The 19,936-nt window shown below is 50.5% G+C and carries 18 protein-coding genes; 11 read left to right on the top strand and 7 right to left on the bottom strand.

Going from position 1 to position 19,936, the window contains the following annotated elements:
- Nucleotides 1-12: 12 nt before the first annotated feature.
- The 5 genes from EDF88_RS16080 to hycA all read right to left on the bottom strand — a co-directional run bounded on the left by EDF88_RS16080 (nt 13) and on the right by hycA (nt 5,630).
- Nucleotides 13-1,722, bottom strand: a complete 1,710-nt coding sequence (locus tag EDF88_RS16080) for a hydrogenase large subunit (RefSeq protein WP_064514573.1) — start codon at nt 1,720-1,722, stop codon at nt 13-15.
- 17 nt (nt 1,723-1,739) lie between these two features.
- Complete coding sequence (locus EDF88_RS16075; RefSeq protein ID WP_064514571.1) at nt 1,740-2,666, bottom strand: respiratory chain complex I subunit 1 family protein; 927 nt, start codon at nt 2,664-2,666, stop codon at nt 1,740-1,742.
- Nucleotides 2,667-2,676: 10 nt separating this feature from the next.
- Nucleotides 2,677-4,485, bottom strand: a complete 1,809-nt coding sequence (hycC, locus tag EDF88_RS16070; protein WP_064514569.1) for a formate hydrogenlyase subunit 3 — start codon at nt 4,483-4,485, stop codon at nt 2,677-2,679.
- The gene (locus EDF88_RS16065; RefSeq protein ID WP_064514567.1) at nt 4,482-5,087 is read right to left on the bottom strand and encodes a 4Fe-4S dicluster domain-containing protein; all 606 of its coding nucleotides are present in this window, start codon (nt 5,085-5,087) and stop codon (nt 4,482-4,484) included. The genes hycC and EDF88_RS16065 overlap by 4 nt, the downstream gene beginning before the upstream one ends.
- Nucleotides 5,088-5,174: 87 nt before the next feature.
- On the bottom strand, nt 5,175-5,630 hold the full coding sequence (gene hycA / locus EDF88_RS16060; protein ID WP_064514566.1) for a formate hydrogenlyase regulator HycA: 456 nt from the start codon (nt 5,628-5,630) through the stop codon (nt 5,175-5,177).
- 421 nt (nt 5,631-6,051) lie between these two features.
- On the opposite strand from hycA, the gene hypA reads away from it, so the two are divergent.
- The 7 genes from hypA (at nt 6,052) to yajD (ending at nt 12,321) form a co-directional block, all read left to right on the top strand.
- The gene (gene hypA / locus EDF88_RS16055; RefSeq protein WP_034460458.1) at nt 6,052-6,411 is read left to right on the top strand and encodes a hydrogenase maturation nickel metallochaperone HypA; all 360 of its coding nucleotides are present in this window, start codon (nt 6,052-6,054) and stop codon (nt 6,409-6,411) included.
- Nucleotides 6,404-7,267 (top strand): hydrogenase nickel incorporation protein HypB, encoded by an 864-nt coding sequence (gene hypB / locus EDF88_RS16050; RefSeq protein WP_064514564.1) that lies wholly within the window; start codon nt 6,404-6,406, stop codon nt 7,265-7,267. Before hypA ends, hypB begins: the two co-directional genes overlap by 8 nt.
- Nucleotides 7,258-7,518 carry a HypC/HybG/HupF family hydrogenase formation chaperone gene (locus EDF88_RS16045; RefSeq protein WP_034460456.1) on the top strand — a complete coding sequence of 87 codons (261 nt, stop codon included), beginning with the start codon at nt 7,258-7,260 and terminating at the stop codon, nt 7,516-7,518. The genes hypB and EDF88_RS16045 overlap by 10 nt, the downstream gene beginning before the upstream one ends.
- Nucleotides 7,518-8,639 carry a hydrogenase formation protein HypD gene (hypD, locus tag EDF88_RS16040; RefSeq protein ID WP_064514562.1) on the top strand — a complete coding sequence of 374 codons (1,122 nt, stop codon included), beginning with the start codon at nt 7,518-7,520 and terminating at the stop codon, nt 8,637-8,639. Before EDF88_RS16045 ends, hypD begins: the two co-directional genes overlap by 1 nt.
- Nucleotides 8,636-9,646: a hydrogenase expression/formation protein HypE gene (gene hypE / locus EDF88_RS16035; protein ID WP_134185805.1), complete on the top strand. Its 1,011-nt coding sequence runs from the start codon at nt 8,636-8,638 to the stop codon at nt 9,644-9,646. Before hypD ends, hypE begins: the two co-directional genes overlap by 4 nt.
- Nucleotides 9,647-9,762: 116 nt before the next feature.
- Nucleotides 9,763-11,847: a formate hydrogenlyase transcriptional activator FlhA gene (flhA, locus tag EDF88_RS16030; protein WP_134186035.1), complete on the top strand. Its 2,085-nt coding sequence runs from the start codon at nt 9,763-9,765 to the stop codon at nt 11,845-11,847.
- A 126-nt stretch (nt 11,848-11,973) separates the two neighbouring features.
- Complete coding sequence (gene yajD / locus EDF88_RS16025) at nt 11,974-12,321, top strand: HNH nuclease YajD (protein WP_034460453.1); 348 nt, start codon at nt 11,974-11,976, stop codon at nt 12,319-12,321.
- Between the two features lie 43 nt (nt 12,322-12,364).
- Here the strand turns inward: yajD and EDF88_RS16020 are convergent, their stop codons facing one another.
- Nucleotides 12,365-12,829, bottom strand: a complete 465-nt coding sequence (locus EDF88_RS16020; RefSeq protein ID WP_134186033.1) for an NUDIX domain-containing protein — start codon at nt 12,827-12,829, stop codon at nt 12,365-12,367.
- 449 nt (nt 12,830-13,278) lie between these two features.
- On the opposite strand from EDF88_RS16020, the gene wecA reads away from it, so the two are divergent.
- Nucleotides 13,279-14,379 (top strand): UDP-N-acetylglucosamine--undecaprenyl-phosphate N-acetylglucosaminephosphotransferase, encoded by a 1,101-nt coding sequence (gene wecA, locus EDF88_RS16015; protein ID WP_134185803.1) that lies wholly within the window; start codon nt 13,279-13,281, stop codon nt 14,377-14,379.
- Between the two features lie 86 nt (nt 14,380-14,465).
- Here wecA and EDF88_RS16010 read toward each other — a convergent pair whose 3' ends face one another.
- The gene (locus EDF88_RS16010; RefSeq protein WP_134185801.1) at nt 14,466-15,290 is read right to left on the bottom strand and encodes an AraC family transcriptional regulator; all 825 of its coding nucleotides are present in this window, start codon (nt 15,288-15,290) and stop codon (nt 14,466-14,468) included.
- A gap of 237 nt (nt 15,291-15,527) precedes the next feature.
- Between EDF88_RS16010 and EDF88_RS16005 the strand changes: the two genes are divergently transcribed.
- From EDF88_RS16005 to EDF88_RS15995, 3 genes are all read left to right on the top strand, one after another.
- Nucleotides 15,528-16,925: an MFS transporter gene (locus EDF88_RS16005; RefSeq protein ID WP_134185798.1), complete on the top strand. Its 1,398-nt coding sequence runs from the start codon at nt 15,528-15,530 to the stop codon at nt 16,923-16,925.
- A gap of 9 nt (nt 16,926-16,934) precedes the next feature.
- Complete coding sequence (locus EDF88_RS16000) at nt 16,935-18,902, top strand: glycoside hydrolase family 127 protein (protein ID WP_134185796.1); 1,968 nt, start codon at nt 16,935-16,937, stop codon at nt 18,900-18,902.
- Nucleotides 18,903-19,222: 320 nt separating this feature from the next.
- Nucleotides 19,223-19,846 (top strand): helix-turn-helix domain-containing protein, encoded by a 624-nt coding sequence (locus EDF88_RS15995; protein ID WP_134185794.1) that lies wholly within the window; start codon nt 19,223-19,225, stop codon nt 19,844-19,846.
- The last annotated feature ends 90 nt before the right edge of the window (nt 19,847-19,936 follow it).

Genomic DNA, 19,936 nt, shown 5'->3' with positions numbered 1-19,936 from the left:
GGTGACTCCAGCTTATTTCAGCGGCGAATTGGTGCGCTCAATGCTGTAGCGCTCAAGCTCTTTGTACGGCACCACTTTGGTCTTGCGCTTACGCACATCGACAATCGTCATGCGGTCGGTACATGAGTAGCAAGGATCCAGGCTGCCGATGATCAATGGCGCATCAGAAACGGTGTTACCGCGCAGCATGTAACGCAGTGTTGGCCAGTTGGCATACGTTGCCGCACGGCAGCGCCAGCGATACAACTTCTGGTTATCGCCAGTCATTGACCAGTGAATATCGTCACCGCGTGGTGCTTCGGAGAAGCCAAGGGCGAAGCGGTTTGGAATGTAGGTGAAACCATCTACAGCCAGTGGGCCGCCAGGCAGGTTATCGAGACCGAAATCAATCATGTTCAACGCGGTATAGACTTCGTTGATACGCACTTTCAGGCGTGAAAGCACGTCGCAGCCTGTTTCACTATGAACTTCCATTGGCAGCAAACCGTAACCAACGAACGGGTGATCGGCGCGGGTATCACGAGCGTGACCGCTGGCGCGAACCATTGGGCCGACGTTACTGAAATCGCGGGCGATTTGCGGGTCAAGGCGGCCAATGCCGACGGTGCGCTGTTCGATGTTTGGTGTGGTCATCAGAATATCGACCAGATCTTTCACTTCGCGACGCATCTGTTGGGCAAGCTGGCGCGTCTGGATCATGTCATCTTTCAACAGATCGCGACGAATCCCGCCGATCAGGTTCAGGCCGTAAGTCTTACGTGCGCCGGTGAGGATTTCTGCCATTTTCATGGACATCTCACGCACGCGGAAGAACTGCATAAAACCTGAGTCGAAGCCAACAAAGTGACAAGCCAGGCCGAGGTTCAGCAGGTGGCTGTGCAGGCGTTCAACTTCCAGCAAGATAGCGCGGATCATCTGGGCGCGTTCTGGCACCACGATACCCATCGCGTTCTCAACTGAGGTGGTGTACGCGGTGCTGTGGGCGAAGCCGCAGATGCCACATACGCGGTCAGACAAGAAGGTGACTTCGTTGTAACCCATGCGGGTTTCAGCCAGTTTTTCCATGCCACGGTGGACGTAGAACAGGCGGTAATCGGCGTCGATAATGTTTTCGCCATCAACGAACAGACGGAAGTGACCTGGTTCATCGCTGGTTACGTGCAGTGGGCCAATCGGCACCACGTTGTTCTTCTTGCTGCCCAACTCATTGATGAACTGATAAGTTTCCTGATCGCTGGTTGGTGCCGGGCGCTGACGGTAATCCATGCTGTCTTTACGCAGTGGATACAGGTCATCTGGCCAATCATCTGGCAGCACTAAACGGCGCTCATCCGGCAGGCCAACAGGTTGCAGGCCGTACATATCACGCACTTCACGCTCGCCCCAAACCGCAGCAGGAACGCGTGGTGTAACGGATGGGAACTCTGGTTTATCAGCGTCGACTTCTACGCGCACGGTGATCCAGCATTTCACGCCGGTTTCCATCGAAAGCACGTAATACACCGCATAATTGCCGCACAACTGGCGTTCGTCGTTACCGAACAATACGGATAACCAACCGCCTTGCTGGTAGTAAAGCCACTCCACCACTTCTGGCAGCATGTTGAGCTTCACGGTGACGGTGATTTGGTCTTTGGTTTGCCACGCTTCGTCGATCACCGCATGAGGAAATTGCTTATGCAGTGCGGCGAGATAATGTTGACCAATCTTTTCTTCAGACATAGATAAATTCTCTTAAATCACGCCGCCAGCAAGGAGACGAAGGCTAAAAAGGCAAAGCCAAAACCGGCCCAGGTAACTGTTGAGGCTTCCAGCATGCGCAAGCGCGCCATGCTGTTTTCAAACAGCGCGATAATCAGCACGCCAGCAACCAGTTTTACTGCCGCCAGAACCAGCGCAATCACGAGGCCGCCCCAGCTAAATTCGCTCATCTGGCCCCATGGCAAAAACACGCCAACAAACATCTGCAGCACGACCAATTGCTTGAGGGAAATCCCCCATTTCAGCACCGCAAAACCTGCGCCGCTGTACTCGGTCAGCGGGCCTTCCTGCAACTCTTGCTCAGCTTCTGCGAGGTCGAACGGCAGCTTGCCCATTTCGATAAACGTGGCGAAGGCACAAGCAGCGAGTGCCAGAATCAGCGTCAAACTCTGCGCGGCAGGCCAGTGGTAGATGGTGGAGGCGATATTGCTGATATGTGTGCTGCCAGCAACTTGTGCCGCAACCCACAACCCCAGAATCAGGATAGGCTCAACCAGCACACCAAGCATCGCTTCACGGCTGGCACCAATGCCGGTAAACGGGCTACCGGTATCCAGGCCTGCAATTGCAAAGAAGAAACGCGCGATGGCGAATAGGTAGATAAGCGTTATCAAATCACCCAGTGAAGGCAGTGGTGAATAGAGCGTGACGACCGGCAGTGCGGTAGCAATGGTCAGCATCACCCCAACCATCACAAACGGCATCAGACGGAACACCCAACCGGACGCGGCCGGGGCCACGCTTTGGCGGCTGAACAATTTGAACAGGTCACGGTATTCCTGCATCACGCCCGGCCCACGGCGGTTGTGCATGCGGGCGCGAGTGACGCGGGTAATACCGGACAGCAGTGGCGCGACGGCAAACAGAACCAGCGCCTGAATCAACGAAAAGAAAATGGTATTCATCTCAGGCTCCTTAAGCGCAAACCGCAACCAGCAACACGGCCAGTTCGATCATCGCCAGGCGACGGAACGTACCGGCAAGGCAATCACACTGCCAGCCAGGTACCCATTTCACCGGGTTCAGGGTTTTGCGCAGTTTCAGCAGTGGCGCGAACGCCGCTTTGACTGGTTGAGCAAAACCACCCGCAGTAATCACCATCGCTTGTTCGTGGTCGTAGCCACAAACCCAGGCCGTGCCGCGCGAACGGTTTGGCAGGCGATCGCCACGGAAAATCACCATCAGAATGAATGGCAGCAGTGGGCTGGCAATCAGCAGCAGGGTGATCATCGGTTGTGAAACGGTGGTGTTTGCGGTTTCCAGCGGCAGTGGAATCGCGTTTTGCAGCAGTGGAATCAGCCAAGGAGCGGCAACACCGGCAATCACACAACATGCTGCAAGGGCCGCCACACTCAGGTTCATCAGGAACGGTGCAGACGTCGCGTTTTCAGCTTCTGGTGTGCGTGGTGCGCCAAGGAAGGTGACGCCATAGACTTTCGCCATACACATCACTGCCAGTGCGCCAGTAATCGCCAGGCCTACAGCCAGCATTGGGCCTAAGAAACGTGCGATAAACAGCGGCAAGGTGCCAAGGTGGAAGAACGACTGGTAAATAACCCACTCGCCAGCAAAGCCATTAAGCGGAGGCAGTGCGGCCATCGCCATTAAGCCAACAAGCATTGCGATGGAAATCAGCGGCATACGCTTGCCGATACCACCGAGTTTTTCGATGTCGCGATGACCAGTACGGAACCACACCGCGCCTGCGCCAAGGAACAACGTGGTTTTGAATACGCTATGGTTGAACAGGTGATACAGGCCACCAATCATGCCGAGCGCAACCAGCGTGGATTCATTCAGCGCAAGACCCATCATGCCGCAGCCCAGGCCGAGTAGAATAATGCCGATATTCTCAAGGGAGTGGTAAGCCAGCAGACGGTTGATATTGTGTTCCATCAGCGCATACAGGCCGCCAATAAACGCAGTAATCATCCCCAGAATGACGACCAGAACACCCCACCACAGCGGCATAGTGTTGCTGATGAGCGAGAAGCTCATGATGCCGTACAGGCCAATTTTCAGCACAACGGCAGAGAATAATGCAGCAGCCGGAGCAGATGCATTGGCGTGTGCCTGAGGTACCCAACCATGAAGTGGGATAATGCCTGCCATCAAACCAAAACCAACCAGGCCCAGCAGCCAGACAACAGAGCTAATCGGCGCGCCGTTGGTCATCAGGTGCAATTCGGCGTAACTCAACGTGCCGTACTGGTTCCACAGCAACCAGCACGCAACCGCCAGCAGGACGGTGCCGAGACGGCCCAGCGCAAACCACAACTGCCCGGACTTCTGGCAGCCAGTCAGGAAGTAGCCGCTCAGTGCGACGATTTCTGCCAGCACAACTAACATGCCGATATTATCGGCCACCAGTGCTGCCACCGCTGCGGCCATCACCAGGTTTACCAACAAGCCATTAGCTTTAACGGCGTGATGACGATGCCAGTCGATATTAAACAGAGAGATAAACAGACCCGGCAGACCCAGCGTTACTAGCCAGATGCCGTTAAAGGCGTTGAGCTGTAGATGCAACTGCCAAACTTGCGCCATACCGCTAAACCCGGTTAACGCATCGAAACCGGCAATCAGTACCAGTACAGAGCTAATTGCGCCACCAAGCCCAGCAATAACGCCGCTCAGCGGTTTATTAAATGCCGTGATACCTGCCAGAATTGCACTTAGCAGAAAGCCCATCAGCGCCCAATGAATCAGGATAAAAGCACTCATTTTTTCACCTCTGGTTGGGTAAACAGAGTGAGATCGCCAAGCGTCGTGCCCAGAGTCAGTTCACGTTTAAGTTTGCTTGATTTGGCAATGTCATTGTTATCAACCACGCGCAGCGCTTTGGTTGGGCAGGTGCGTACGCACGCCGGACCATCTTCATCGAAACTGCACATGTCGCATTTCACCGCGATTGCGCGAATGCCAGGCACCCAGTCAATAAGCGTACTGACACGCGCAGGGGCCGGTGGCGCAGGTGGCGCTTTCGGGCTGTTAGCGTTTGCCGGGATATGAATAGGACGGCTGCCGGAGAATTCGATAGAGCCGAATGGGCAGGCGATAGCGCACAGTTTGCAACTTACGCACAGGCTTTCATTAAGCTGTACGGCCCCATCGATGCGGGTGATGGCATTAGCCGGGCAAACGCCCGCGCAAGGTGCATCTTCGCAGTGGTGGCACATTTGCGGCGCGGAATCATTAGCATCACGCATCACTTTCAGGCGCGGCATAGATTGCAGGCCATGCAGACGGTGCGTTTCAGAGCAAGCCGCCTCACAGGTGTGGCAACCCATGCAAAGTTTGGAGTCGGCGATAATAAAGCGATTCACCAGGTCTTCCTTAGAACACGTCATCAATTTTGACGAAACTGTGCCGACGGCTGTCGTTTCGACAGTTTTCGACACCCAACATGGCTATCAGGCCTGAGCGCTTTGTTGTAGCTGCCCCATCGATACCGGAGTATCGGTGTGAACGGCGCTGTACAAGCTTTCGTATACCGGGTGAATTTTTTCGAGGTAATGCTCGAGAACACTTTCACGGTTACGGTTGCTGATGCTGTTATCGATGCGGCCTTCGTCATCAAGGATTGCTTTGGCAATCAATACTCTATCTTCGCCATTACGCTTCTCAACGTAGTACTCGATGGTATGGCTGTTGAAGCCTTCGGCCAGGCGCACGTGAATGACGAAATGGTCAAATAAGAAGAAGCGCAGGGAATCATCAGGATTGCACCCTACGGCGTGATGCAGTTTTGCTTTAGAAAGGGTGATGCCCTGAATCAAGCTATTGCAGTAATGTTGCCATTGCGCGAGCAAGCGCTGGTGCTTGTCGGCAATGTATTCGGCTTTTTCGCTCAGTTCCCAAATGTTCATTATTAAATCACTCTGTTTTTGCTGTTGCGTCTACAGAGCACGTTTCGTGCCAATATTGTATTTTGTTGAAATTATTGGTTTTTGTATTAATAAGATACAAATAGCCACAGGAATGACATGTCATTTCGTCATGTTTGACGGGGAGTGACATTTGGCCCTGTTGAGGTAGATCCTATGGGAGGATGGAGATTTTCCGTTCACCCGACAGTTCTCCGATCCTACATATATCTGCGAACGGTGAACGTGCCAGGTGGCTCACGCCAGCCCCCTTGATACGTTCACCGTTCACAAATCCATGCGGGATCGAAGAACGTCCGGGTGAACGGAAAACCTCCATACCCTATATATCTCGTATGGGCATCGCCCCCAAATTCCTGGCATCATCCTTGCATTACCTCCAGCAGACATCCCCGGAGGCAATATGCACGAAATCACCCTCTGCCAACGCGCACTGGAACTCATCGAAGCTCAAGCCCGCCAACACGGCGCCACCCGCGTTACTGGTGTTTGGCTTGAAGTAGGCGCTTTCTCATGCGTTGAGCAAAGCGCACTGGAGTTCTGTTTCGAATTAGTGTGCCGCGACACATTAGCCGAAGGCTGCCAGCTTCATATTCACCAACAAGAAGCGGAGTGCTGGTGCTACGACTGCCAGCAACACATCACCTTGTTAACCCAGCTGGTACGGCGCTGCCCGTTGTGCGAAGGCAGCAATTTACGCGTAGTGGCAGACGATGGCGTGCAGATTAAGCGTCTGGAAGTGGAGGAGACGAATCATGTGTAGTACTTGTGGTTGCGCTGAAGGCAACTTGTATATAGAAGGCGACGAGCGCAACCCGCACTCAGGATTCCGTAGCGCACCTTTCGCGCCAGCTGCGCGCGCAACAATGCAAATCACAGGGGTGAAATTTGCCCCCACCGCCGATGAACAAGGCGACCTGCATTATGGCCACGGTGCCGCAGGCACCCACGCGCCGGGTATGACTCAGCGACGTATGTTGGAAATCGAACTTAACGTGCTGGATAAAAATAACCAGCTCGCAATGTATAACCGTGAACAGTTTGCGAAACAGCAACAGCTGGTCCTGAACCTGGTTTCAAGCCCGGGTTCCGGCAAAACCACATTGCTGACCGAAAGCCTGAAGCGCCTGCACGGCAATGTGCCTTGCGCCGTTATTGAAGGCGATCAGCAAACGGTAAACGATGCCGAGCGTATTCGTGCTACCGGCACGCCAGCCATTCAGGTGAATACCGGTAAAGGCTGCCATCTCGACGCGCAGATGATTCGTGATGCCATGCAGCGACTGCCGCTTGAGCGTAACGGGATTCTGTTTATCGAAAACGTTGGCAACCTGGTGTGCCCGGCGAGTTTTGACCTTGGCGAACGCCATAAAGTGGCGGTGCTTTCCGTGACCGAAGGTGAAGACAAACCGCTTAAGTATCCGCATATGTTTGCCGCCTCTTCATTAATGCTGCTTAACAAAATCGACTTGCTGCCATATTTGCAGTTCGATGTTGAGAAGTGCCTCGACTACGCCCGCCAGGTGAATCCGAATATTGAAATCCTGTTGGTTTCTGCGACCAGCGGCGAAGGCATGGATGAGTGGCTTAATTGGCTGGAGACGCAACGATGTGTATAGGCATTCCGGGCCAGATTGTTGAAAAACTGCCAGACGGCAGCGCCAAAGTAGATGTGTGTGGTATCAAACGCGATGTAAACCTGATGCTGGTGGGCGATGCGCAAATCGGCCAGTGGGTGCTGGTTCATGTTGGTTTTGCGATGGCGATTATTGATGAAGCCGAAGCTCGCGACACCTTAGATGCCCTGCAAAACATGTTCGAAGTGGAACCCGATGTCGGCGGCCTGCTGTTTGGGGAAGAACGCGGATGATGCACTTCGTTGACGAATACCGTGCGCCGGAAAAAGTCATGCAGCTTATTGATGTGCTGCGTGAACGCGCCCCAAAACTGACTTACACCGCCGAGCGTCCTCTGCGCATTATGGAAGTCTGTGGTGGCCATACTCACGCTATCTTTAAGTTTGGCCTCGACCAGTTGCTGCCCGAAAACATTGAGTTTATCCACGGACCGGGTTGCCCGGTTTGCGTGCTACCGATGGGGCGCATTGATGCGTGTATTGAAATCGCCAGCCATCCGGAAGTGATTTTTTGCACTTTTGGCGATGCGATGCGTGTGCCGGGTAAAAACGGTTCGCTGATGCAGGCCAAAGCGCGTGGCGCAGATGTGCGCGTGGTTTACTCGCCAATGGACGCCCTGGCGATTGCGAGCCATGACCCAGATCGCAAAGTGGTATTTTTCGGCCTCGGTTTTGAAACAACGATGCCGACCACCGCGATTACGCTCAAACAAGCGAAAGCGCAGGGCATTAATAATTTTTACTTTTTCTGCCAGCATATTACGCTTATTCCAACGCTGCGTAGCTTGCTGGAGCAGCCGGATAACGGCATTGATGCCTTCCTGGCTCCCGGCCACGTCAGTATGGTGATTGGCACCGAAGCCTATGACTTTATTGCCACCGAGCATCAGCGCCCGCTGGTGGTTGCTGGATTTGAACCACTGGATTTGCTGCAAGGTGTGGTGATGCTGGTTGAGCAAAAAATCCATCAAAACAGCAAGGTGGAGAACCAATACAAACGTGTGGTGCCGGATGCTGGTAATAACCTTGCGCAGGAAGCTATCGCAGACGTCTTTACCGTGCGTGGTGATGCTGAATGGCGTGGGCTAGGTACTATTAGCGATTCTGGCGTTCAACTGACTGACGAATATCGTCAGTTCGATGCGGAAGATCACTTCAAACCCGCGCCGCAGCAGGTTTACGACGACCCGCTCGCCCGTTGTGGCGATGTGCTCACCGGGCGCTGCAAACCGCATCAATGCCCGATGTTTGGCAAAACCTGTAATCCACAAAATGCCTTTGGCGCACTGATGGTGTCATCTGAAGGGGCATGTGCTGCCTGGTATCAATATCGCAGCCAGGAGTGTGAAGCATGAAAACAATCGAATTGGCCCACGGCAGCGGCGGCCAGGCAATGCAAAAATTGGTAGCTGACTTGTTTATGCAGGCGTTTGATAATCCCTGGCTTGCTGAGCAAGAGGATCAGGCGCGTTTACCGCTGGCTGAACTCACCGCAAGCGGCGATCGCCTGGCATTTTCAACCGACAGCTATGTAATCGACCCGCTGTTTTTCCCCGGCGGCGATATAGGCAAGTTAGCCATTTGCGGTACGGCGAACGATGTAGCTGTCAGCGGTGCAACGCCACGCTGGTTATCCTGCGGGTTTATCCTTGAAGAAGGCTTGCCGCTTGAAACACTGGAGCGTGTGGTTACCAGTATGGCGGCTACCGCAAAAGCGGCGGGTATCGCGGTGGTTACCGGTGATACCAAAGTTGTGCAGCGTGGAGCGGCAGATAAGCTGTTTATCAACACTGCGGGTATCGGCGCTATTCCTGCCGGACTGAACTGGGGCACGCAACAGATCGGCGTGAGTGATGTGCTGATTGTCAGCGGAACTCTGGGCGACCACGGAGCGACTATCCTAAATCTGCGAGAATCGCTGGGTCTGGAAGGTGCGCTAATCAGTGACTGTGCGGTGCTGGCACCTCTGATCGCGCCACTGCTCAATATTCCCGGCGTTAAAGCATTGCGTGACGCGACGCGCGGCGGCGTGAATGCTGTACTGCATGAGTTTGCAGCGTCGTGTGGTTGTGGAATGGAAGTGGCGGAAAGTCAGCTGCCATTGAAGCCGGCGGTGCGTGGTGTTTGTGAATTGCTTGGTCTCGATGCGCTTAATTTTGCCAATGAAGGTAAATTGGTTATCGCTGTAGAGCGTGAATCTGCTGAAGCGGTACTTACAGCACTGCGTGCTCACCCTTTAGGAAGGGACGCGGCAATTATTGGTGATGTTGTTGAACGTAAAGGTGTACGTGTCGCCGGGCTATATGGTGTAAAACGGACATTAGATTTGCCGCATTCAGAGCCGCTGCCACGCATTTGTTGACCTAAGCCAGGAGCGCTGTGTGCCGTCCTGGCTACACTAAAGCGTCTAGCGCCATTTATATGATAAATATATTCCCTACCCGGTAACTCACCGGGTCTATTTTTTGGATGAGCAAAATGCCATACACACCGATGAGTGATCTCGGGCAGCAGGGCCTATTTGATATTACGCGTACCCTGTTGCAGCAACCTGATCTCCCGGCACTTGCCAATTGCCTGACTCAATTGGCAAAACAAGGTGCGCTGGCGAACAGAGTGAATATTCTGCTTTATCATCCGCTACATCAGCGCGTGGCCTTCTATGGCATGGATAAACACGGCAAAGAACTGCATTACGAAGATGAAATGGTGCTGGCTAATGGGCCGGTGCGGCGTGTGCTTTCGCGCCCGGAAGCGTTGATTTGTACTCAGGAAGAGTTCAATGACACCTGGCCACAGGTGATGAACCTTGAACTGTATGCGCCCTTTGGTCGTTACTGTCTGTTGCCGCTTGCCGCAGAAGGGAAAATCTTTGGCGGCTGCGAGTTTATTCGCGACAACGATACTGCCTGGACAGATAAAGAACTCAACCGCATGCATACCCTGGCCCATGTTGTGGCCCTGGCTGCGGAACAAATCCAAAACCGTATCGACTCAAATCTTGGTTACCAACAACTGTGCCGCGAACGTGACGATTTCCGTATCCTGGTTGCAGTGACAAACGCGGTACTTTCTAAGCTCGATCTTGATGAACTGATAAGCGAGATCGCCAACGAGATTCACCACTATTTCTCGATAGACTCGATAAGTATCGTGCTACGCGGAAACCGCAAAGATCGCCTTACCGTCTATTCCACCCATTTCGTGAAAGAACAGTCGCCAATCCACGATCAGAGTGATGTCGCTTTAGGGGGGACACTTTCTGAACGGGTATTCAAAAGCGGTGAAATGCTGTTATTGAATCTGCATCACGGTGACCAACTCGCGCCATATGAGCGCATGTTGTTTGAAATGTGGGGTAACCAAATTCAGACGCTGTGTCTGCTGCCTCTCACTTTTGGCAATAACATTGTGGGTGTGTTGAAGCTGGCGCAATGTGAAGCGGGCGTCTTTACTCCGCAAAACCTCAAGCTTATGCGCCAGATTGCGGAACGTATTGCCATTGCAGTAGATAACGCGCTGGCGTATCAGGAAATCAATCGCCTGAAAGAAAACCTGGTCGATGAGAACCTCTATCTCACCGAGCAAATCAATAATGTCGCCAGTGATTTTGGTGAGATTATTGGCCGCAGCGACGTGATGTCGAATGTGCTTAAACAAGTCGAGATGGTAGCCAAAAGCGACAGTACGGTGCTGATCCTCGGCGAAACGGGTACCGGTAAAGAGCTGATTGCTCGCGCTATTCACAACCTGAGCGAACGCAACAGCCGTCGTATGGTGAAAATTAACTGTGCGGCGATGCCTGCCGGGTTGCTGGAAAGCGACTTGTTTGGTCATGAGCGCGGTGCATTTACCGGTGCAAATACTCAACGTATCGGGCGTTTTGAACTGGCAGATAAAAGCTCGCTGTTCCTTGATGAAGTTGGCGATATGCCACTGGAGTTACAGCCTAAGCTGTTGCGTGTGCTACAGGAGCAGGAATTTGAACGCCTTGGCAGCAACAAAGTTCAGCAGGTCGATGTACGCCTGATTGCCGCCACCAACCGCAATCTGAAAGAGATGGTGAGTGAGCGTGAATTCCGAAGCGATCTCTATTATCGCCTGAACGTGTTCCCGATTATGTTGCCACCGCTCCGTGAGCGCCCGGAGGATATTCCGCTGTTGGTGAAATCTTTCACCTTCAAAATCGCCCATCGTATGAACCGTAATATTGACAGTATTCCAGCCGAAACCTTGCGCGCACTCAGCCGTATGGATTGGCCAGGTAATGTGCGTGAACTGGAAAATGTGATTGAACGAGCGGTTCTGTTAACTCGCGGCAATGTGTTGCATCTTTCCTTGCCTGAGATGGACTACCAGCAGCTGGAAGAAAAACCGATGCAGCTTGTCGCGAGCGAAGAAATCCGCGAAGGCGAAGATGAAGCGCAGAGAATTTTGCGTGTGCTGAAAGAGACCAATGGTGTGGTTGCCGGCGCACGTGGTGCGGCACAGCGATTGGGATTAAAACGCACGACGTTGCTTTCACGTATGAAACGTTTGGGGATTGATAAAGAGAAGATTTAGCCGGAAACTGGCTATATCCGTCCTACTTCAAATTGCGTCTTTGTTGGCTGCGCTCACTTGCCGCCGCGACGCAATTCGAATTATTTTGGGTGTAAACCTACTTTTCTAACATGGTAATGACGAATCATGGCACTGATCCCGAAAAACTATACGCGGCTGGAAAGCGGCTATCGTGAGAAAGCATTAAAAATCTACCCGTGGGTGTGCGGGCGTTGTTCACGTGAGTTTGTTTATTCAAACTTGCGCGAGCTGACGGTTCACCATATCGATCATGACCACACTAATAACCCGGAAGATGGCAGCAACTGGGAACTTCTGTGTCTGTATTGCCACGATCATGAGCACTCAAAATACACCGAAGCTGACCAATACGGCACAACCGTGGTCGCGGGCGAAGATGCACAGAAAGACGTGGGTGAAGCGACCTACAATCCGTTTGCAGATTTAAAGTCGATGCTTAATAAGAAGAAGTAGTTATCAGGTGGGCAAACATCACTGTGGCCCACCTTTTACATTTTTAATTCTCTGATTCTTCATCATCTACTATTTCCGCCAAAATCGTTGTCAGTCCCTCAGGGAATATCACCTCGTCAGTCTCTAGCAACTCTGATTGCGGCCACCATTTCTGCTGACTTATCACCCGTTTTTCGTTTTCACTCCAACCCGCCTGTGAAAGCTCACTTTCAGAAGCATTGATGACATAAAAGCGCTCATCAGCCTGTACGGTTTCACCACTCGGTAGTTGCATCATGAATGTGCGTCGTGCAACAGATGGCCCGCTCTCAAGCCTTACGAGGCCAGTTTCCTCGTGCAATTCGCGAATGGCTGCTTGTTCAAATGATTCACCGGGTTCAAGGCCGCCTCCGGGCGTTGCCCAATAAACCTTTCCTTCCAGCGCATCATCATGATGAGAAAAGCGAAATAATAGTACCGCACCGTTATTGTTGAGGATTAGCAAGCGAGAAGAAGGGCGAGTACGAATCTTCATTTTTTGTCCCGGCACTCCAGAGCACCGCTAGAGATTTAAAGTTTCCATTATTATTAAGATATATTGATGGGCATAAAGAAAAAAACACAAGAAAAACCTGTATTAATTATTTGATGATTTTAAAAAATAATATATGGGTAACTCGGAAAGCAATTGGTAATAAAGTGATTTTTTAAGATGTTGTTTTATATGAATAATATAAAGTAACGATAAAAATAGTAACGTTACTAAACGTATTTCAGGCTAATACCTATCAGGAATTATGATTTTGACCTGAAAATTTAGACGTAATATAATGGCGCTACTTTCGTATTTATCCTATGTTAATAAAATGTGTGGCTATCGTGCCAGTCCTACGCATTTAATGAATTTCTCTAATGTTTTGTGGAAATTTCTACATTCTCCATAGGGGCAACTTTGCTAAAAAGAAATAAGGTATTGCCATGAGTATCGAAGTTCTCATTATGTTCTTAACAGCGATGACTGCCCTCCTTATCGCTCGTCAGCTTGCCTTAAAGTGTGGTTTGGTTGACAAGCCCGGTGGGCGTAAGCAACACAAAGGAGAAATTCCGTTAGTCGGTGGGATATCATTCTACTGTGCCATAGTGGTTTTTTTCCTATTTTGGCCTGAAGTTCTACCGCACACAGAAACACATTTTATTCCCTACTTAATCAGTATCTCGCTACTGCTTTTCGTCGGTATTGCCGATGATCGTTTCGACTTGCCGGTGATACCTCGCGTGTTTATCCAGGCATTGTCTGCAGTTGTGATTATGGTTGATGGTTTATACCTTCATACACTCGGCCATGTGTTGGGTGGGTACGAACTCGTGCTCGGCCCAGTAGGTTACCTGGTGACGCTTTTCGCCACCTGGGCTGCAATCAACGCTTTTAATATGGTTGATGGTGTAGATGGCCTACTCGGCTCCGTTGCTAGTGCAACATTTGCGGCTTTGATGGTGGTCTTCCTACTGGCTGGTTCACATTTGCGTGCCATGTGGTGTTTATTGATGATTATTGCCTTAATCCCTTATTTAATGCTCAACATGGGGTTAATCGGTAATAAACGCTTCAAAGTATTCATGGGTGATGCTGGAAGTATGGTGATTGGTTTTACGATGCTCTGGCTGGTGATACTTGGAAGCCAGGGCGGCGAAGCTGTGATGGCTCCCGTTACGGCTCTGTGGGTAATAGCTCTGCCACTGATGGATATGGTGACTATCATGGTGCGTCGCATTCGCCGTGGACATAGCCCTTTCCGTCCTGACCGCGATCATTTACATCATATTTTAATGCGTAGTGGGTTAACGGCTCGCCAGACTGTGCTGGTTATGACTCTACTCACGGCAATTTTTGCTGGTTTCGGGATTGTGCTTTCCCAAATTGGTGTCGCGGAGTGGTTCTCTCTGGTCGTGTTCCTTGGCTTATTTACAGGTTATTTGGTGGTAAATAATAAGCTCCAAAAACGTAATCCAGATTTGAGAGCAAAAATTGGCCAGCAGTATAACGCTACTGCTAGTGCCGATATACCAACAGGTAACTGATAATTCAGCCTACTTCAAGTACAAAACCCACTCATTGTGGGTTTTGTACTTTTAGTCCTGGGAGCGGTCTTTATCAGCATTTACGCTCAATCCGAATTAATATGTATCTTACAGTAACGTCGCTTCCATGCTGCTGGTGTCAATCCCATCGCTTTACGAAACACTTTCCTGAAATACCCCACGTCCTGGAATCCGCAACATTCGGCAACTTCGCTAAGCGAGCAGGAGTCAGTAATCAGCATTTTCTCTGCACTTAGTACACGCTGGCGGTGAATGGCTTCGGTAATGGTTAACTGGAATGTCTGGCGATAAACACGGCCTAGATAATCCGCATTGCAATGTAACTTATCGGCGAGTGTGGAGGTGGAAATCGGCAGATGAAACTGCGTACGAATGAGCTGCTGTGCTTTGTACGCTAATGCAACTCCGCTGTTATCTGGCTGAGGGTTATCATTCGCGGCTACGGAAAGTTGTTGCATGATCAGCAATAAAATTAATTCCAGAGCACCGCTGCGGTTGATGGCTTCTTGCTCGCTTAAAAACTGGCGAAATAAAGAAATAACATATTGTGGGTTATGGACTTTCCCATGTTGTGGCAGGGAGATGAGCGAAGCGGGTAATTCTGTTTGTGATTCGTGCTGCGGATTAATTTCAAAGTGCAGCCAGTAGAATTTTAAATCCGCCGGGAAGGTTCCGACTCCGACGTGTTTTCTGTGAGGCCAAAGTAGCAGGCTTTCTCCCTCTTTTACGCTGAACAGCGTGTCATCCTCACGGATCGTAAGTGTCCCTTTTTCAACGAAAATCATTTCCCATGAGTCCAGTTTTCGCTGCGGGTGGTTACCCACGCCACGGGAAATAAACAAGCCACCGTTTTGCACGGAAATGGGTAAAGTAATTTTTAAATCAAGCAATTACGATTTTCCTCAAGCCACTTCATCAACCTAGTGTAGATAAGAAATACAGGGTGCAGTTATCGGTACTGGTATTTGGCGATCTCCCTCACAGTTTTATCTTCAGGTCGGAATCGTCACCTTTTTATACTTTGTTATCGCCTTGTTGATACTTAGATTGAATGCAAAATTATTCGGGTCATTTGCAAATACAAAAATAATAACTCCAGACTTTTTACCCGATGCGAGGCGTAAATCATGACCTCTACCCCTATAGATAATATTGCTACTTCGACGTTAAGTGACCGACTCTCCATACGCGAGAAAATAGGTTATGGATTAGGTGATGCAGGCGGCACCGTCATTACCTGCCTAATCATGAACTTCCTGACCTTTTTCTACACCGATGTGTTTGGTTTAACCCCGGCAATTGTCGGCACACTGTTTATCGCACTGCGTGTCTTTGACGCTATTTCCGATCCGTTAATGGGAATTCTTGCTGACCGAACCCAGAGCCGCTTTGGTCGCTTCCGTCCCTGGCAACTGTGGGTTGCTGTACCTATTGGCATTATCGGCGTATTGACCTTCACCGTGCCTGACCTTAGCGCCAACATGAAAATCCTTTGGGCATTCGGAACTTACCTTTTACTTTCAGTTGGCTATACCGCGATTAACGTCCCCTACTGTGCGCTGATCAATACCATGACCACACGCCATGATGAGGTCATTTCCTGCCAGTCCTGGCGCTTTGTACTTTGTGGGGTTGCAGGCTTCCTGGTTTCAGTTGGCCTCCCGTGGTTGGTAGAAATCATCGGCCAGGGCAATGCCGTAAAAGGCTACCAGATGGGCGTCGGCATTTTATGTGCGGTCGCGGTCGTAATGTTCTTGTGCTGCTTCTTCTGGGTTCGCGAACGTGTGCCATTGGCGCTGATGGGCAAATTCACGCTGCGTGAGCACCTGGCGGGTTTGCGCAAAAACGACCAGTTACTGCTGAGCCTGGTGATGTCGTTCCTGCTGATTAACGTCTTTAACCTGCGCGGCGGCGGCTACATGTACTTCATCACTTATGTGCTGCAAGGTAGTGCCGGCTTTGCTTCGCTGTTCTTTACCATGGTGACCTTTGCCTCGATTCTCGGTGCTGTGATTGTTAACCCTCTGGCCAAGCGCTTTGATACTGTAAAGCTTTATTACTACACCAATCTCGTACTGGCAGTGCTCGCGTTTGGAATGTGGCTACTGCCTACCGGCCCATCTTTCCAGACGCTGTGGTTACTGGTGATTCTGGCTAACGGCATCATTCTTGGTTTCACCTTACCGCTGCACTTTTCCATAATGGCCTTTGCTGATGATTACGGTGAGTGGAAAACCGGCGTGCGTTCCTCGGGCATGAATTTTGCCTTTAACCTGTTCTTTATCAAACTTGCCTGGGCTGCGAGTGCTGGGATCTTAAGCCTGGTCTTTATATTCGTTGCTTATAAGCCAGGACTAGAACACCAGACGCATGCTTCGCTTCAAGGCATTACCGCGCTGGAAACCCTGCTACCAGCAGCATTTCACTTATTATTGGCTCTGGCGATTCGCCGTTGCCGTCTGAATAATCCAATGATGGCGAAAATTTCTACTGACCTACGTCAGCGCCATGTCCAGACCGCCTGAGGAGTTGTTATGAATCAGCCAGATGTATTACAGGAAGTTGACCTGCACAAACTTAAAGTAACCGATGCGTTTTTGGGGCAGTACCAACGCCTGGTGCGCGATGTGGTGATTCCTTATCAGTGGGATGCCCTAAACGACCGTATTACTGAGGCAGACCCAAGCCATGCTATCGAAAACTTTGAAATAGCGGCAGGTCGCAAAGATGGCGAGTTCTACGGCATGGTTTTTCAGGATAGCGATGTAGCGAAATGGCTGGAGGCAGTGGCATGGTCACTGTGCCAGAAGCCAGATGAGGATCTTGAGAAAACCGCAGATGAAGTTATCGAACTGGTGGAAGCAGCACAGTGTGAAGATGGTTACCTAAACACCTATTTCACCGTAAAAGCGCCAGAGGAACGCTGGACTAATCTTGCCGAGTGCCATGAGCTTTATTGCGCAGGGCATATGATTGAAGCGGGTGTTGCGTTCTTTCAGGCAACCGGGAAACGCCGCCTGCTGGATGTGGTGTGCCGCCTGGCTGACCATATCGACAGCGTCTTTGGGCCAGGCGAAAACCAGCTTCACGGTTACCCGGGGCACCCGGAAATCGAACTGGCGCTGATGCGTTTATATGAAGTGACCGACAACCATCGCTACTTAGATCTCGTAAATTACTTTGTTGAGGAACGCGGAGCACAGCCGCATTTCTACGATATTGAATATGAAAAACGTGGACGTACCTCGCACTGGAACATTCATGGCCCGGCGTGGATGGTAAAAGACAAAGCCTACAGCCAGGCGCATGAACCGCTGGTGCTCCAGCAAACAGCTATCGGCCATGCGGTGCGTTTTGTCTACCTGATGGCTGGTGTTGCACATCTTGCGCGTTTGCATAAAGACGAAGAAAAACGCCAGACCTGCTTGCGTTTGTGGGACAACATGGTCCAACGCCAGCTGTACATCACAGGCGGTATTGGTTCTCAAAGCAGCGGAGAGGCATTCAGCTCGGATTACGATCTGCCAAATGACACGGTTTACGCGGAAAGTTGTGCCTCTATCGGTTTAATGATGTATGCCCGTCGTATGTTGCAAATGGAAGCCGACAGTCGTTTTGCAGATGTGATGGAGCGTGCGTTATACAACACGGTGCTGGGAGGCATGGCGCTGGATGGTAAACACTTTTTCTATGTGAACCCGCTTGAAGTTCATCCAAAATCGCTGGCCTTCAACCATATTTATGATCATGTAAAACCTGTTCGTCAGCGCTGGTTTGGTTGTGCCTGCTGCCCACCAAATATTGCACGTGTGCTGACATCGCTCGGCCATTATATTTACACGCCTCAACCGGATGCTCTGTATGTGCATCTGTATGTTGGTAACGAAATTGCCGTATCGGTGGGCGAGAAAGAGCTGCGTCTAAAAGTCAGTGGTAACTACCCCTGGAATGAGCAGGTCGATATCACCGTGATATCACCGCAGGCGGTGCAACATATCGTGGCACTGCGTCTGCCGGACTGGTGTGAAAACCCGCAAGTGCTGCTCAATGGCGAACCCTGCGTCGGTGACGTGCGCAAAGGGTATCTACATCTTAACCGCGAATGGCAGGAGGGTGATCGTATTAGCCTGACGCTGCCGATGCCAGTGCGTCGTGTATACGGCAACCCTTTACTGCGCCATGTCGCCGGGAAAGTTGCCTTGCAGCGCGGGCCGTTGGTGTACTGCCTGGAAGAAGCGGATAACGGTGCAGAATTGCATAACCTATGGTTACCAAAAGAGAGCACATTTAGCCTGATTGAAGGGAAAGGTATTTTTGCGCACAAGGTGCTGATTAAGGCTGATGGACTGCGTATGGCAAGCGAGCAAGCTGACCAACAGGCACTGTATCACTATGACAAATCACCGGTGAAAGCCGAGCCGAAAAAGCTCACTTTTATTCCATGGTTTAGTTGGGCGAACCGTGGGGAAGGTGAAATGCGAATTTGGGTTAACGGCGAGTAAGCCGAAATATTGGGATCTCTTGATGCAGAGATCCCAAGTATTTATCCTCTCAAAATAATAACCCAGCACACTACTGAGTTATTTCATTTAAAATTAAATTGTTTCTGGATATTCCCCTTCAGTATTTCTGAAATCCCCTTAATTACCCCCCCTTGAAAAACCATGATTTTTTTATTTTTAAACTAGATATATAATTAACCTGACTTGAAGAGGATTTGGTGGCTATTAGAACGCTAAATTATTGGTTTTACTGGAACACAGAAAGCTGAATTTTAGAGAAAGAGAAGGCACACTAAGCATTAATTTACTGAGGATAACCGATGACAATACCCACTCGCCCGGACGATTCTATGCAATGTCTGTTCTCAGCACTTGAACCAGTAAGTTCGGAGATAAAAGTTATCCCTCGCAAAAGAATGAGCTGGGAATACAAAGGTAAACCACAACTATATCTCTTTATGGAAGGTGAGATTTCGCTAGTACGTGTTACTGATGGTCTGGTTGTTGCAAGTGCTTATGATCCTCATATTTTTGGCTTGGGCGAGGCTATCCAGCCCAAGCGCTACCATATTCTACGTGTCGAGAAAAAGTCGCGAATTTTGGCCGTTGACGTTGAAAATGCATTAAAAATATTCGATGAACAGAACCTGTGGCGTGATGTATCCACTACCTTAGCTTATTTCAACGCTTACCTCGTTTATCGCGATGAAATGGTGTTGCAACAGCGTACTTACTCCGTCATTCGCAGCCACCTGCAGGAGATGATTGGACTGCCGCTCGAAGCTCGGCTCAACACTTCTATCCTTGATTATATTCGCCTGAGAACGCATTTATCGCGTAGCAGCATTTTGAATGTTATTTTCGTGCTGAAAACTGAAAAACATATAGAGATAAAGAGAGGCGGTTTTTTAGTCGCCATAAATAATTTGCCAGAAAAGATTTGATAATATCCTGGGTAATAGCACGAATGGCAAAGATATAAAATTTTAGCATTTTATGTTAACTTTACGCATCGGTTGTATGATGCGCCTGAA

The organism is Buttiauxella sp. BIGb0552 (genome assembly GCF_004366275.1).
GTDB lineage: Bacteria > Pseudomonadota > Gammaproteobacteria > Enterobacterales > Enterobacteriaceae > Buttiauxella > Buttiauxella gaviniae.
Note: the sequence above shows the minus strand (reverse complement) of the source record. Positions and strands in the feature narration are given on the sequence as shown.